Annotated in this window: 19 protein-coding genes and 2 pseudogenes; 16 read left to right on the top strand and 5 right to left on the bottom strand. The window is 51.4% G+C overall.

Translation table 11 applies throughout. From position 1 onward, the window contains the following. Positions 1-22: 22 nt before the first annotated feature. The 3 genes and pseudogenes from GNG27_RS23745 to GNG27_RS14720 all read right to left on the bottom strand — a co-directional run. Positions 23-109: pseudogene (locus GNG27_RS23745) on the bottom strand (integrase); the annotation flags it as partial. Positions 110-147: 38 nt separating this feature from the next. Further along, positions 148-669 carry a hypothetical protein gene (locus GNG27_RS14725; RefSeq protein WP_231600402.1) on the bottom strand — a complete coding sequence of 174 codons (522 nt, stop codon included), beginning with the start codon at positions 667-669 and terminating at the stop codon, positions 148-150. A 58-nt stretch (positions 670-727) separates the two neighbouring features. Beyond that, complete coding sequence (locus GNG27_RS14720) at positions 728-982, bottom strand: hypothetical protein (protein ID WP_156264136.1); 255 nt, start codon at positions 980-982, stop codon at positions 728-730. A gap of 1,000 nt (positions 983-1,982) precedes the next feature. Between GNG27_RS14720 and GNG27_RS14715 the strand changes: the two genes are divergently transcribed. After that, positions 1,983-2,216 (top strand): hypothetical protein, encoded by a 234-nt coding sequence (locus GNG27_RS14715; protein WP_156264135.1) that lies wholly within the window; start codon positions 1,983-1,985, stop codon positions 2,214-2,216. A 319-nt stretch (positions 2,217-2,535) separates the two neighbouring features. Here the strand turns inward: GNG27_RS14715 and GNG27_RS14710 are convergent, their stop codons facing one another. Further along, the gene (locus tag GNG27_RS14710) at positions 2,536-3,168 is read right to left on the bottom strand and encodes a LexA family transcriptional regulator (RefSeq protein ID WP_156264134.1); all 633 of its coding nucleotides are present in this window, start codon (positions 3,166-3,168) and stop codon (positions 2,536-2,538) included. Between the two features lie 99 nt (positions 3,169-3,267). On the opposite strand from GNG27_RS14710, the gene GNG27_RS14705 reads away from it, so the two are divergent. The 9 genes and pseudogenes from GNG27_RS14705 (at position 3,268) to GNG27_RS14670 (ending at position 8,810) form a co-directional block, all read left to right on the top strand. After that, entirely contained in the window at positions 3,268-3,468 is a 201-nt protein-coding gene (locus GNG27_RS14705; RefSeq protein ID WP_156265153.1) for a Cro/CI family transcriptional regulator, read from the top strand. 25 nt (positions 3,469-3,493) lie between these two features. Further along, entirely contained in the window at positions 3,494-4,048 is a 555-nt protein-coding gene (locus GNG27_RS14700) for a YmfL family putative regulatory protein (protein WP_156264133.1), read from the top strand. Between the two features lie 163 nt (positions 4,049-4,211). Further along, the gene (locus tag GNG27_RS14695) at positions 4,212-4,424 is read left to right on the top strand and encodes a DUF4222 domain-containing protein (RefSeq protein WP_156264132.1); all 213 of its coding nucleotides are present in this window, start codon (positions 4,212-4,214) and stop codon (positions 4,422-4,424) included. Further along, the gene (locus tag GNG27_RS14690; RefSeq protein WP_156264131.1) at positions 4,381-5,298 is read left to right on the top strand and encodes a conserved phage C-terminal domain-containing protein; all 918 of its coding nucleotides are present in this window, start codon (positions 4,381-4,383) and stop codon (positions 5,296-5,298) included. The genes GNG27_RS14695 and GNG27_RS14690 overlap by 44 nt, the downstream gene beginning before the upstream one ends. A 5-nt stretch (positions 5,299-5,303) precedes the next feature. Further along, the gene (locus tag GNG27_RS14685; RefSeq protein WP_156264130.1) at positions 5,304-5,486 is read left to right on the top strand and encodes a helix-turn-helix domain-containing protein; all 183 of its coding nucleotides are present in this window, start codon (positions 5,304-5,306) and stop codon (positions 5,484-5,486) included. Beyond that, a pseudogene (locus GNG27_RS23740) lies at positions 5,452-5,568 on the top strand (phage regulatory protein/antirepressor Ant); the annotation flags it as partial. The gene GNG27_RS14685 and the pseudogene GNG27_RS23740, both read left to right, overlap by 35 nt. Beyond that, positions 5,565-6,587 (top strand): DUF968 domain-containing protein, encoded by a 1,023-nt coding sequence (locus GNG27_RS14680; RefSeq protein WP_156264129.1) that lies wholly within the window; start codon positions 5,565-5,567, stop codon positions 6,585-6,587. The pseudogene GNG27_RS23740 and the gene GNG27_RS14680, both read left to right, overlap by 4 nt. Before the next feature lie 409 nt (positions 6,588-6,996). After that, positions 6,997-8,454, top strand: coding sequence for a glycosyltransferase family 2 protein (locus GNG27_RS14675; RefSeq protein ID WP_156264128.1), 1,458 nt, complete (start codon positions 6,997-6,999; stop codon positions 8,452-8,454). An 11-nt stretch (positions 8,455-8,465) separates the two neighbouring features. Next, the gene (locus GNG27_RS14670; RefSeq protein WP_156264127.1) at positions 8,466-8,810 is read left to right on the top strand and encodes a hypothetical protein; all 345 of its coding nucleotides are present in this window, start codon (positions 8,466-8,468) and stop codon (positions 8,808-8,810) included. Here GNG27_RS14670 and GNG27_RS14665 read toward each other — a convergent pair. Further along, positions 8,776-9,027 (bottom strand): hypothetical protein, encoded by a 252-nt coding sequence (locus tag GNG27_RS14665; RefSeq protein ID WP_156264126.1) that lies wholly within the window; start codon positions 9,025-9,027, stop codon positions 8,776-8,778. The genes GNG27_RS14670 and GNG27_RS14665 overlap by 35 nt on opposite strands. 166 nt (positions 9,028-9,193) lie before the next feature. Between GNG27_RS14665 and GNG27_RS14660 the strand changes: the two genes are divergently transcribed. The 6 genes from GNG27_RS14660 (at position 9,194) to GNG27_RS14635 (ending at position 13,750) form a co-directional block, all read left to right on the top strand. Next, positions 9,194-9,781, top strand: coding sequence for a hypothetical protein (locus GNG27_RS14660; protein WP_370462875.1), 588 nt, complete (start codon positions 9,194-9,196; stop codon positions 9,779-9,781). Next, positions 9,778-10,119 (top strand): HNH endonuclease signature motif containing protein, encoded by a 342-nt coding sequence (locus GNG27_RS14655; protein WP_156264124.1) that lies wholly within the window; start codon positions 9,778-9,780, stop codon positions 10,117-10,119. Before GNG27_RS14660 ends, GNG27_RS14655 begins: the two co-directional genes overlap by 4 nt. Continuing rightward, positions 10,119-10,319: a hypothetical protein gene (locus GNG27_RS14650; RefSeq protein WP_103856713.1), complete on the top strand. Its 201-nt coding sequence runs from the start codon at positions 10,119-10,121 to the stop codon at positions 10,317-10,319. Before GNG27_RS14655 ends, GNG27_RS14650 begins: the two co-directional genes overlap by 1 nt. A gap of 150 nt (positions 10,320-10,469) precedes the next feature. Then, positions 10,470-10,955, top strand: a complete 486-nt coding sequence (locus GNG27_RS14645) for a hypothetical protein (RefSeq protein WP_063922244.1) — start codon at positions 10,470-10,472, stop codon at positions 10,953-10,955. A gap of 6 nt (positions 10,956-10,961) precedes the next feature. Next, positions 10,962-12,476, top strand: a complete 1,515-nt coding sequence (locus tag GNG27_RS14640; protein WP_156264123.1) for a terminase large subunit — start codon at positions 10,962-10,964, stop codon at positions 12,474-12,476. Next, positions 12,476-13,750 carry a phage portal protein gene (locus tag GNG27_RS14635; RefSeq protein ID WP_156264122.1) on the top strand — a complete coding sequence of 425 codons (1,275 nt, stop codon included), beginning with the start codon at positions 12,476-12,478 and terminating at the stop codon, positions 13,748-13,750. The genes GNG27_RS14640 and GNG27_RS14635 overlap by 1 nt, the downstream gene beginning before the upstream one ends. The last annotated feature ends 14 nt before the right edge of the window (positions 13,751-13,764 follow it).

Raw genomic sequence — 13,764 nt, 5'->3', positions numbered from 1 at the left:
TTTTCACCATATGAAGAGGGCATTACTGCCCCCCGACTACTGGAACGATAGGGATTTTTCTGTCATAGCGTGCAGTCTGTGACGCATTTTTATGGCCAGCTATCAGTTCGCTTGATAGTCCCGTCTCGGGACATCTGCTTGAATGAGTTAGCCATTGTTAACATCCTCGCCAGCTTTCTCTTCACGACGAATGTATGCAGCATAACTTTCTGCTCGTTCAGCAGTGAGTCTGTAACTGCATTGTATGTTTACCGAACAGCCTTTTTCATCGGCAAACTTGCGGTACAGGATGGCCAGTTCATCAACGGCATTGGATTTAAACTCTTTAATCACAGAGTCAGTAACAGGCGTAAGTTCTCGCAGCTCTCGCTGAGCTTCCAGCAGATGCATATTGGTGCGCTTCTTGGTGTGACGCTCGACAATGCGATCACACTCTTTAGCCCAGCAGGTAACATCATCACGAAGGAGGGTGTTTTCGATAGCCAGAACGGAGCGCTGCTGCATTGCCTCGCAAAGCGCCACACTGGAGATATCCAGGCGGTTAGCCAGTTCGGTCATGATCCCGCGATATGCCGGGGGAAGGAGAGGGGCCGCTTTACGAGCAGCGTCGATCAACTGCTCTCTGGTCATGCGTGGTTGTAACTCGGTGACGGTCTGTGCGTTCGTCATGGTTAGTTTCTCCGTTATATAAGCGTCCTGCACGACGCTGAATTTTTGGCCTTACAACTTAAAAGAGGCCGCCTTGGTCTTTTGGGGAGGTGCGTTTTCGCTTAGTGATTTCAGCTTTTGTTACCTGCTTGTCTGCCCAGGCTTTCGCATGCCGCATCACATCATCGAAAATTGCTCCTTTCTTGCTGGCTTGCGACATACGTTTATATAAATCAATCGCTTGCCATGCCCCCCCCTGAGCCACCGAAGAGGAAAAGCCTTGTTTAATCAGCAGTTCCTTAACGTTTTTCTCAATAAATTCGAGGTGGTTCATCAGTCCTCCAGTGGAAAATCCGCTGAATTTTGGTTGCACGAATCCCGCGCCTGACGGCGATGAAAATATTTTGGGTTCGCTTTAATAAGCACCCAGGGTAGGGCGCTTAATGAAGCGGGCGACTGCCATCGCCGGTTAGTTCTCCACACAGCTGGAAGCGCACTCCAACGTTTCACACCTGTCACCCATAACTGATGGATTAAGGAATGCGCTTTCAGCTGTGAAAATGGGCGGTCGGCATTAAGTACATTCACAACTACCGACCGCCAAGACTACACACAGCTTTCGTTACTACGGGTTACCACGCTGGCTACGTGATGGGGTTGTGGCCGGTAACCAGCCGGAGACTTCCAACTTCTTCTTCGCTTCAGGTACCAAGCTGAAAATCTACTTCCACAACGGTTAGAGCACTATCTCCGGTTCTATCGTCAGTCTGCTAAGCAGATACCGTCCCCTAAATGCTCTGACCTGTTGTGTTCGTGGGGTCTACTTCCCTCCTGTCACGGCTCTTTCCCCGCGTCATCATGTGTTCCGGTACATGAAACCCTTATGCTGGTCTTTCCCGGCTGTCATCGTGCTTCCCCTGTTTGCCACGATGGGACGTCTACTTCCGATCTGTCACTGCCTTCAGTCGGGCATTCGACCTTCGGTTATCGCTCCGTCGTCAGCGCCACTGTCCAGGACATTTATTAGGACCGTCTCCAAGTGGTAACTCTTCCAGTCCCGCTAAGCACCCGTCGCGATGCTTAAAGTGAATGGCTGATATCCTCGTCTCTTCCGAGGTGTCACACCTAACCGCCACGCTGGTGAAACGTCTCTGACTGTCGTTCGTGCCTGGCTTGCACATTCCGGCTACCCGGCATGGAAAGTAGCTTAAAGGAACCCTGCCGGACCGCTGCGACACATGTGCCATATGCCGTACTGCAAAAGTGCCTGTCTTTTCACCACGTCAGGCTCGGTGGTATTCTTGGAGTTCTCACACAACCAAGACGGTAAATCTATGAATAACGATATTGTTGAGTTAAGACTCTCCGCTATTGAGGCTGCGGTTAAGACCATTTCAGCTGCAATATGTGCCAATGAGGGCCCACTCTCAGATGATTTGCACAACCAAATACAATTACTACGCGATCAACTTTCAAATACAGGAAGCACTGTTAAACAGGAGGCCATCACCTATCAGACCATTAAGCTTCTTGATTCGCTTAATTGCGACCCGCGGGATCCGTTTTAAAAAACTTCTCGTTGAAGGTATCCATTTTTGATTTTGCTCTCGCTCTTCGCTCCGCTTGAAGGGTAAGTTGCATGCCCGAAAGAGCACTAAAAACGGCAGCTTGAAATACCAAAAACTGTGCCTCATCGCTGCATTCGGCAGTAACTTGCCCGTCAACTACTAGCTCTATCTTCATGGCTGTCCCGAAATGTTCGCTGTTGATAAGTTAGATATTAGACTTCTTACATTTGTAGTCAAGTTTATTTTGTAAGTTTGCTTACTTTTATTTCGCGAGCACAAAAAAACCCGCGGTGAGCGGGTTTGTGAGCGAGATTGAAAGTTAGAGATCTATGATTATCTGCTTCACTATGCCGATTAAGTTCGTATCTTGATTTACTTCTATGGGCTTGAAAGCTGGGTTCAATGGTATTAGGTACGAATATGGAGGGTCAATTGCGAGCTTCTTCAGCGTTGCCTCACCACCAGAAACAGTTTGTGCGACCACGATTTTTCCATTGGCCTGATCAACAAACCCATACTCTGGCTCAACTATTACTATTGATCCTTCAGGGATGCTAAGTTCGAGGCTTGAGGTCATTGAGTCGCCTTTTACACGAAGAGCAAAAGCAGAATCTGAAAGCTTCCTGGTGGTCTTCACTAGTTCGTTGCTTGGGTTGCCAATTACTTCCGTCCAGTTACCTGCCTGAACCCAAGATATTAAAGGAACTTCTCTTGCTGAAATGAGATTAATGTTGATGCCGTTTTCAATGTCTCCAGTTCCGAACACCAACCACTCCGGAGAGCAAAGAAGGCATTTACACACAAGTATCAAGTTCTCCCCTGATAGTTTAGTGAGGTCGCTCTCCCACTGAGTTACTGCGGACGCGCTGACTCCAGCCCACTTAGCCACATCACGCTGAGTGAGTTTTTTTTGCTTTCGCCTAAATCTCAGTCTGCTGCCAACGGTGTCCATAAAATCTCCTCGTATTTCATGTTAGCAATCTTACATTTAATTGACGTAAGCATGCTGTCCATATACGATGTAAGAATGCTAACTATTGAGGGGCAAAAAATGTTAAAAGGCATAGTCGTAAATTATTACGGCGGCATTTCAAAAACTGCTGTAGCGCTTGGCGTAACCCACAGTGCGGTTTGTCAGTGGGGGGTGGTGATCCCTGAAAAGCAAGCTCTCTACATCGAAAGGCTAACGAAGGGGAAGTTGAAATACGATTCCTCCTTTTACCACAAAGCTATCAATTCTCAATCTAAATAGTAACCACAGGATCAAGGGGTTAACCGTGGGTATAGAGCCTAAATGGAAAGTTGAAAAGCAACCCGCCTGGCTGGTGGCTGCAATCAGGAAGACGATTGCAGCGCTACCTGGCGGCTACGCCGAAGCTGCTGAAATTCTGCGTGAGACGCAAAATTCTCTATTCAACCGTCTCCGTGATGGAGGGGATCAAATATTTCCTCTCGGGTGGGCAATGGTGCTACAGAGCGCTGCCGGTGTGAGTTACATCGCTGATGCATTCTCACGTGAAACCGATAACGGAATTCATGTTCCCGGTGCGGTGCCTGATGATGAAAACGAAGAGATAGGCCTGAAACTGGCTGAGCTGGTGGGTCGGCTTGGCGAGTTAGTCAATGCATACCGCCATTACATTGAAGACGGCGTAGTTGATAAAGGCGAATGGCAGAGCCTTAACGATATCGCATATCAATTCAGGGTCACTCTCATGACGTTCCTGAATCTTATTTCCCGTGTTTATTGCCTTCCAGAAATGGGTGAGGCCCGCGAGTGTGCAGCTCCGGGCCCCTTGGCGTGTCGTATCAGTGGAGAAACTAACGCATGAACAGTTTAACGGTAAATCACCGTCTGCCGCAACTACGTGGCGTTCCAGTGCATGGGGCCTCGTCGTTTCGGTATGAGCGCATGGTATCAGGCCGCTGGGTTCCGTGTAACCACAGTAGGGCAATGGCAATCGTGGGGGTATGGCGTCGAAAAGCGGAGGTCTTATGCCAGAGCTTGATCGCAGGTTCAGGGACCACTACGGCGTCCCGGTTCGAGTTATCCGGTGGGAGCCAGAGAGTCGACGCGTTATATACCTGCGCGACGGCTACGAGCATGAGTGCTTCAGCCCTCTTGAGCAATTCCAGCGCAAATTTACAGAGTTAAAGGACTGCCATGAGCCTGCTAATGCCATCCCGGCCAATAGTGATAAACCCTGACCTTGCGTACAGCATTGGCCTCAATGAGGCGATTGCGTTGCAGCAGGTGAACTACTGGCTGAAAGAGACAAACTCCGGCCTGGAGCGCGACGGCGTGCGCTGGATCTATAACACCAACGAGCAGTGGCTGGAGCAGTTCCCGTTCTGGTCGGAGTCCACCCTGAAGCGCACCTTCACCCGCCTGAAGACTCTCGGCGTGCTCAAAATTGAGCAGTTGAACAAGTCCCAGCGCGACATGACGAACTACTACACAATCAACTACGAAAGCGAGCTTTTAGACGAGGTCAAAGTGACTAAATCCAGGAGTTCAAAATGCGCTCGTCCATTAGGTCAAAATGAACCGATGGAACAGGTCAGTGTGAAACGATCCATCGGGTCAAAACGAACCGCTGTCATCAGGTCAAAATGCACTGATGTTCTTACAGAGAATACAACAGAGAGTACTACAGAGAATAAAACCCCTTCTTGTCCGGTTGCGTCGCAACCCGACCGTGATGTGTTGATCACCGATCAGGCGAAACAGGTTTTGGTTCACCTGAACCAGGTCACCAACTCCCGTTATCAGGTTTCAACCACCTCGCTGCAAAACATCCGTGCCCGAATTGGCGAAGGTTTCACGGTAGAAGAGCTGTCTCTGGTGGTGGACTACTGCAACGCCAAGTGGGGTGACGATCTGAAAATGTCCGACTATCTGCGTCCACAGACGCTGTTCCAGCCGTCCAAGTTCCCAGGCTACCTGAAGTCGGCAAACAGTTGGGACAAAGCTGGTCGTCCAGAACGCGTTAACGGTGAATGGGCCCGCGAAGATGGAATATTCAAATCCAGCTTCAAAAACACCGACTACGGCAAAATTCCGCATGGTTTCAGGGGATAAAAATCATGAGCCTGATGAAAACACTCGAAATGTTTATTGCCGATAACCCCGGCTTAACCAGTCGTGAGATTGCAGATGCTTTCGCAGATTACAGCATCGACTCTGTTCAACGCACTGTCTGCCGGCTGCATGATTTCAACTTCACCACCCGCGACCGGCACCACCAATGCATCGAACTACGCGTTTAGCCAGGCACGCTTTACGGCGAAGGGTGTGCGATGGGTAGGTGGCCTCTGGGCGGAGCATATCGCTAAGGGGCAGATGGCGTGAGAGCTTTACTTACACCTGAGATTGCACCTATCGCCGGGGTTGTGCTCTTCCGGCCCGGAACCGAGTTGATGTGGCTGTTCCGTCAGGGACGCGTTGTGATCGAAACTCCCGGCGAACAGCTGGCAGATATGCCGTCTGGAGTCTTACCACAATCTCATCAGCCCCTGGCCGAGGATTCCAGCTTACAGGCAGTTTTCGAAAACCCCAGGGTGATCCAGCGCGCTGGTGGCCTGTCTGTTCTTGATGCCTGGCTGATGAAAAAACTTGAGTGTCAGTGGCCTCATAACGACTGGCACGCGGACGAATTCACCATCATGCGGCACGAACCCGGCAGCATCCTCCTTTGCTGGGGATGTGATAACCAGTTGCGTGATCAATCCACTGAAAGGCTGGCAGGCATTGCCCGTAAAAACCTGGTATCCTGGCTGTTGAAGACCGTAAGCGGTCAACTTGGCTTCAGTGAGGACCACGTGCTTACGCTGCCGGAGTTCTGCTGGTGGCTGGTGAAGAACGGCCTGGCAGATGTTATCCCGGAAAGCATGGCCATTAAGGCTCTTAGGCTACAGCCAGAACCTATGCAATCAGTAATGCGCGAAAGTGACATTACTCCATCGTTACCAGCGGTTGAACTGCTGCAGGAGAAAGCAAAAAAGATAGTGGCCGTGAAGGTTGATCCAGATACCCCGGAATCTTTCATGCTGAAACCCAAGCGCCGCCGCTGGGAAAATGAGAAGTACACCCGTTGGGTTAAGTCCCAGCAGTGTATGTGCTGTAACAACCCGGCAGACGATCCCCACCACCTGATTGGCCACGGGCAGGGTGGAATGGGTACAAAGGCGCATGACCTGTTTGTGATACCTCTGTGCAGAGAGCATCACGACGAGTTGCACGCTGGCCCTGTGGCATTTGAAGCGAAATACGGCGACCAGTTAAAGACCAGTGCAATGACGCACTGCGCTGCCTGTCCATTGCTCGCACCAAAATGCAGGAAGCCTGTATGTGGGCCTGTCGTGCTGTAGCGCGCCCTGACTCTGATTGTTAAGCCATTACAAAGCCCATCTGCTGGTGGGCTTGATAATGGCTATCCCCTAAAAGGGTTAAAACATAAGTATCCTCTCTAGGGGATAATGAGGTCAATTTTCTGAGTGAAGATTGCGTATTTGCCTTCTATCTGATCCCCATTTTTTTCGCCATTTCATCAATTAACAAATGTTCCCTGTAGTTCATGGCTGATATAGCACATCCACAGCCTGAGCAACGTACAAAGTAAAACTGGTGAGTACTTCCTGATACTTTGGTTTTCATGTCCAGTTCAAAACTGGTCGATTCGCATTTAGGGCATTTGGTGCTGAAAGCCATGACTAATTCCTTTTCAAATGTGTGGGAAAGATTAGTTTACGACAATCTCTGACATGGTTATAGGTCACTATGGAAGTTATTATTGATGGTACAACTTATGTTCCCTCTGATGCCAATCAGCCAAGAATCGGCATCGCCATAACAACGCATAATCGACCAGAAGTTGTTAAGCGATCTTTCGAGCAGCACATGAAGCATCTGCCTGCTGGTGCATTGCTGGTGATGATCGACGATGGCTCAAAACCTGCAGCAGTAGTACCTGACAACGTGCAGCTGATTCGCCATGAATCATCGCTCGGCATTGTCGCCTCGAAGAACGCCAGCCTGACCGCGCTTATGGATGCAGGATGTGAGCATCTCTTCCTGTGGGATGATGATGCCTGGCCGATTGCCGATAACTGGCATCTGCCCTACATCCAATCACCAGAACCGCACCTGGCTTACCAGTTCCTCGATCTGGCTGGCCGCAATAAGCTGAACGATATGGCTGTGCTGTATCGGGATGATAAGCACATCGCTTACACCGGTCAGCGCGGCGTGATGCTCTACTTCCACCGCAGCGCGATAGAGAAGGTAGGCGGTTTTGATAAAGTGTACGGTCGCGGAATGTATGAACATCCAGATCTAGCCCTCCGCATTCACAACGCCGGGTTATCGACCTGGGCGTTCGCTGATATTGCTGGCTCTGAAAAGCTGATTCATTCGATGGATGAGCATGAAGAGGGCACGCGCTCAATACCGCGGCCTGAACGCGAGAGTCTGGCGAAGGCAAATGCAATAATCTACAGCGGCCGCCGGGATAGTGGCTATACAGCATATGTACCTTATCGACAGCAGCATGATGTTGTTATCACGTCTCTCCTGACAAACCAGCCCGATCCGCAACGCAACGTTAAGATGCCAGCCGATGCAGCCTTATTGCAGGCGTGGGCCAGTTCCATTAGTGGTGCTAAGGCTGTGGTGCTGGCAGACGAGCTTACTACTGCGCCGGAAGGTGTAACCCTGCAGTCGGTTCCTCCATTGAACATGAGCCCATACTTTGCTCGCTGGCTGCATATCTATCAGTACTTGAGAGCTCATCCTGAATATCGCTTCGTCTGGTGTACCGACGGTACTGATGTTGAGATGCTTCGTGAACCTTGGGCAGAAATGGAAGCAGGTAAAATCTACGTTGGCTCCGAGCACAAGACGTATGCCGAAGAGTGGATGAAGGCCAATCACCACGGCAAAGCCTATAGCGAGTTCCTCGAAAAGTATCGTAACGATCAACTGCTTAATGCTGGCCTGATTGGTGGCAGCCGTGAAGATGTAATGGAGTTCGCCCACCGGATCATCCGTCAGCATTACCTGATTGAAAGCCACCGCTTCTGGAAGATGGAGTCAGCACCCTCAACGCTGGTGGACATGGGTGCTTTCGGGATGGCTGCAAAGTCATTCGGTGATCGAATCGTCACAGGCCCTAAGGTTCACACCGTTTTCAAAACTGATGGCTACGGCAAAGAAAGTGCCTGGTGGAAGCATAAATAACTGGAGGACTTATGATTTCGTATGAGGTTGAGTTTCCTACTCATAAATCGTTTAGCTTAAACATTGGTGGCTATGCTGCGGAAGAGGGGCTGAACTGCAGAACTACTGAATTTATCGGTGGGGACGTCAAAGTACAGCTCGAAAAGAAGGCACTGTTGATGGTGCCTTATCGTGAAGACATCACGCCAGATTTCACCTTGGAAGGTTACAAGCTGCGTGCGGTAAGCCATGCTGAGAGTGTTATCGCTAAGCTTGTAGAAGCGGCCCAGGAACAGGCCGCGGAGTATTCATTGAATTTGGGTATTGTCAAAAGCGCAACAATTAGTGATGAGATGAATTCTTCGGATAAACCTTGATCGCGTCGATCTGGTTAGCAAGGTCATTCAAAGCTTTCTGTGCAGCTGGTAAATCACCATTATTTAATGCATCTCTCTTCAGTGCATCGACTACATCTGACTTAACCGCTGGCATCTGAAGGGAAATTGAAGCAATAGCATAAGAAATAGCCGCTTCAAGAGACTGTAGTCGGTAATGCACAGTTTCTGTTGTTACGTGAGCTTTATCTTTTTCCACTTGGTTTCCTTAGCAGAGGCTATCAGCCATACCTCTGAGTATGGGTTCGCCAGTGTCCCACCACTGACGGGCTGAATGCTTACCTTAACCAGGGTTAAAGCGAAGTAACACCCTGATATTCAGACAGTAGCCGCCATCGCGCGGCTTTTTTATTGGAGATTAGCTGGTGGCTGAAGGTATCAAGTATGTGGTGGTCGGCCACCACTCACGCTTAGGGAACGCGCATTGGCTTTCTGCAATACTAGGTGCTCACCTGCTGATTGATGATGGTGACCACGGAGCGAACTGGAATCACCGGCGCGCGCTTGAATGGGCCGCCGAACAATCCTGTCGGGTAGTGGTGCTGGAAGACGATGCTCTACCCGTGCACGGGTTCGCTGACAAGGTGGCTGACTGGCTGGCCCGTTTCCCTGACGACATGCTGAGCTTTTATCTGGGTACCGGCCGACCGCCGCAGTATCAAAAAGAAATAGCCGGAATGCTGGTGAATGCTGATCGCGTCTGTGGTGATCACATCGTGATGAGTAAGTTGATTCACGGTGTCTGCTATAGTCCACCTCCGGACAGGTTAGCGAGCATGCTTGGTGCATGGAATAAAACTCTGGCAGCTGATTACGCCGTCGGTGAGGCTTTCGGTGGCCGGGTAATTTACCCTTGTTACTCGCTGGTGGATCACGCTGATATGCCGACAGTTGAGCGTCACCCGGACAACGAGCCGAGGACAGAACGCCGCCGAGCATGGAGGCTGGCATGAGTAAAGAGCCCCGCGTATATGGCAGTCGATGGGATAAAGCCCGCCTGCGTTTCCTGCAACTCCATCCCTTATGCGTGATGTGCGAGCAGCAGGGGCGCATAACGGCGGCCACGGTGGTTGACCATATCGAACCGCACAAACTTAAAGATGCGCTTAAGTCGGGTAACCCGCTGGCCATCTCGAAGGCACAGCACCTGTTCTGGAGTAAAGAGAACTGGCAGCCACTGTGCAAAGCCCACCACGACTCAACTAAGCAGAGAATGGAGAAGAGCGGCACCGTCATCGGCTGTGATGCCAACGGCTACCCACTCGATCCTGCGTCTCACTGGAGCACGTAATGACACAAGACCAGCAAACCATTCTGATGTTTAAGGGCCTGATTGCCTCACTGCCTGAAGAAACCCAGGCGAAAGTTAAACAGGCTGAGAATGCTATTCGCCAGCTACTGACCGATTACCCTGATGGTGAGGCGGTGATTGCACTGGGTCTGGTTGGTGCCGAGCTGCAATGTGATGGCCTCGAACATGTGAACAAGTAAAATCATTTCATTTGCAACTATATCAAATGAGAATGAATCGCATCAGGGGTAGGGGGGGGATCAAATCTTCAAATCCTTTGCCCCAAATGACCGCCGCCAAAGTTTGATTTTAACGCTAACCCGATTTTTTCCGTTTTAAGGTGTTGACATATGGCAGATAAACGAACCCGCTCCGACAGTTCGGCGGCGGCGATTCAGGCCATGAATAATGCAGCAGTGGACACCATCGATCCGCCGTCCCATGCAGGTTTGGAGAAAAAAGCCGAACCATTCTGGCATGACAATATCAGATCGAAAGCCCTGGACAGCTGGACACCCGCCGACCTTCTGGCCGCTGTAGAACTGGCAAATAACCAGCTCTATATCACCGTTTTACGCAGAGATTTGCGCAAAGAAGAGCGCGTGCGCGGTGAAGGCAGAAACGAGGCCCTGATTAAAGACCTGCGGAAGCAAATTCCAGAATTGCAGCGAACCATCCTGGCACAGCGACGTGACCTCCAGATCCATTCCCACGCAACCAACGGCGAAAGCCGCGACCAGAAGAAACGCAACCAGAATGATCGCGCTGCCCGGGACACGCGAGCAGAGCATCAGGACCAGGATGACAACCTGATCGCTTTTCCCAAACACGGATAAGAGACTATGACGCGAGGTGAGCGCGTAATAGCGTTCATTGAGCGCTTTTGCATCGTGCCTGAAGGCAAGCTAATCGGGCAGCCAATGCGGCTCGACCCTTTTCAGAAAACATTCATCCTGTCGATTTACGACAACCCGGCCGGTACGGACATGGCGATCCTCAGCATCGCGCGTAAAAACGGTAAAACAGGGCTGATTGCCGGGATCCTGCTGGCGCATCTTGTGGGACCCGAAGCGGTACAGAACACGCAGATCGTCAGCGGCGCCCTCAGTCGGGAGCAGGCGGCCATTGTTTTTAACCTGGCAGTGAAGATGGTTAACCTCAATCCGAAGCTGCAGGAGCTGGTTCACATCACGCCCAGCGGCAAAAAGCTGATCGGGTTGCCGTGTAACGTTGAGTACAAAGCTTTATCTGCTGAGGGTAAAACCACACACGGCCTTTCTCCCATTCTTGCGATTCTGGATGAAACCGGGCAGGTAAGGGGGCCGCAGGATGATTTTATCGACGCGATAACCACGGCTCAGGGCGCACATGAAAGCCCGCTGCTGATTGTTATCAGCACCCAGGCGGCGAACGATGCTGACCTGCTGAGCATCTGGATAGATGACGCAGTTAAATCGAAAGATCCGCACATCGTCTGTCACGTTTACGAGGCCCCCAAAGAGGCGGATATCAGTAAACGTGAATCCTGGCTTGCCGCTAACCCGGCGCTTGGTACGTTCAGGTCTGAAAAAGACATGGCGCGCCAGGCGGAAAAAGCGGGGCGCATGCCCAGTTTCGAGAACACCTTCCGCAACCTGAACCTGAACCAGCGCGTGTCTACAGTATCGCCGTTCATATCCCGCAGTGTATGGGAGCTGTGCGGCGGCATACCGCAGAACACGGCACGGAAATGGTATGCCGGGCTGGATCTGTCAGCCAGGAACGATTTAACGGCGCTGGTCATTGCTGGTGAGGCAGAAGATGGTGTCTGGGATGTTTTCCCCTTCTTCTGGACACCCGAAAAGACCCTTGAGGAACGAACTAAAACAGACCGTGCGCCGTATGACGTCTGGGTCAGAGAAGGCATTTTACGCACGACGCCCGGCGCGTCTGTCGATTATTCATTCGTCGTCGCTGATATCGCCGCAATTATCGGTGATTTCGATATTACCTCGATGGCCTTTGACCGCTGGCGCATTGACCAGTTCAGGAAAGAGGCGGACACCATCGGGCTGAGCCTCCCTCTGGTTGAGTTCGGCCAGGGCTTTAAGGATATGGGCCCGGCAGTGGACACCCTCGAATCGCTGATGCTTAACGGGCGGGTGAGGCATGGCATGCACCCGGTTTTAACGATGTGCGCCGTGAATGCGGTGATCGTGAAAGATGCTGCCGGCAACCGCAAACTCGATAAATCAAAAGCAACGGGTCGTATTGATGGCATGGTCGCAATGACAATGTCCGTTGGTGCCGCCAATGGGGAAGTTACCGAACAGGGTGGTGACTTCGAGGACTTCATTTTTCGACCGCTGAGCATGTGATGGAAGAACCTAAATACACGATTGACCTGCGAACCAATAATGGCTGGTGGGCAAGGCTGCAGTCCTGGTTTGTCGGCGGGCGTTTAGTCACCCCAAATCAGGGCTCTCAAACGGGGCCAGTTTCGGCCCACGGTCACCTGGGCGATTCATCCATTAACGATGAACGGATACTGCAAATATCGACGGTATGGCGCTGCGTGAGTCTGATTTCGACACTCACTGCGTGCCTTCCGCTGGATGTCTTCGAGACTGACCCGAGCGACAACCGAAAAAAAGTCGGTTTGAGCAATCCGCTGGCTCGTCTGTTGCGCTACTCCCCCAATCAGTACATGACCGCCCAGGAGTTCAGGGAGGCCATGACGATGCAACTTTGTTTCTACGGGAATGCATATGCGCTGGTGGATCGTAACAGCGCGGGTGACGTGATCAGCCTGATACCGCTTCAGTCCGCCAATATGGATGTGAAGCTGGTTGGTAAAAAAGTGGTTTATCGCTATCAGCGTGATAGCGAGTACGCGGACTTTTCCCAGAAAGACATTTTTCACCTTAAAGGCTTCGGATTTACCGGGCTGGTCGGCCTCTCACCCATCGCGTTTGCCTGTAAATCGGCAGGCGTGGCGGTGGCGATGGAAGATCAGCAGCGAGATTTCTTTGCGAACGGCGCTAAATCGCCCCAAATCCTCTCTACCGGCGAAAAGGTGCTAACTGAGCAGCAGCGTTCTCAGGTTGAAGAGAACTTCAAAGAGATCGCCGGCGGCCCGGTAAAAAAACGCCTCTGGATTCTGGAAGCGGGCTTTTCTACTTCGGCAATTGGCGTGACACCTCAGGATGCCGAAATGATGGCGTCCCGAAAATTCCAGGTTAGCGAACTGGCCCGATTCTTTGGCGTACCGCCTCACCTTGTTGGCGACGTTGAGAAGTCAACGAGCTGGGGATCGGGCATCGAGCAGCAGAATCTCGGCTTCCTGCAGTACACCCTGCAGCCCTATATCTCGCGCTGGGAAAACAGCATTCAGAGATGGCTGATCCCGGCGAAGGACGTTGGCCGCATTCACGCTGAACACAATCTTGATGGTCTGTTGAGAGGTGATTCTGCTTCCCGCGCTGCATTCATGAAGGCGATGGGAGAGGCAGGGCTTCGCACGATCAACGAGATGCGGCGAACGGATAACCTCCCGCCGCTACCTGGCGGCGATGTGGCAATGCGGCAGTCGCAATACGTGCCGATCACCGATTTAGGAACCAACAAAGAGCCCCGCAATGACGGGGCTTAATTTTTATGGGGGCC

Source organism: Leclercia sp. 119287 (assembly GCF_009734485.1).
In the GTDB taxonomy this organism is placed as follows: Bacteria; Pseudomonadota; Gammaproteobacteria; order Enterobacterales; family Enterobacteriaceae; genus Enterobacter; species Enterobacter adecarboxylatus_C.
This window is presented reverse-complemented; position numbering and strand designations above follow the sequence as displayed.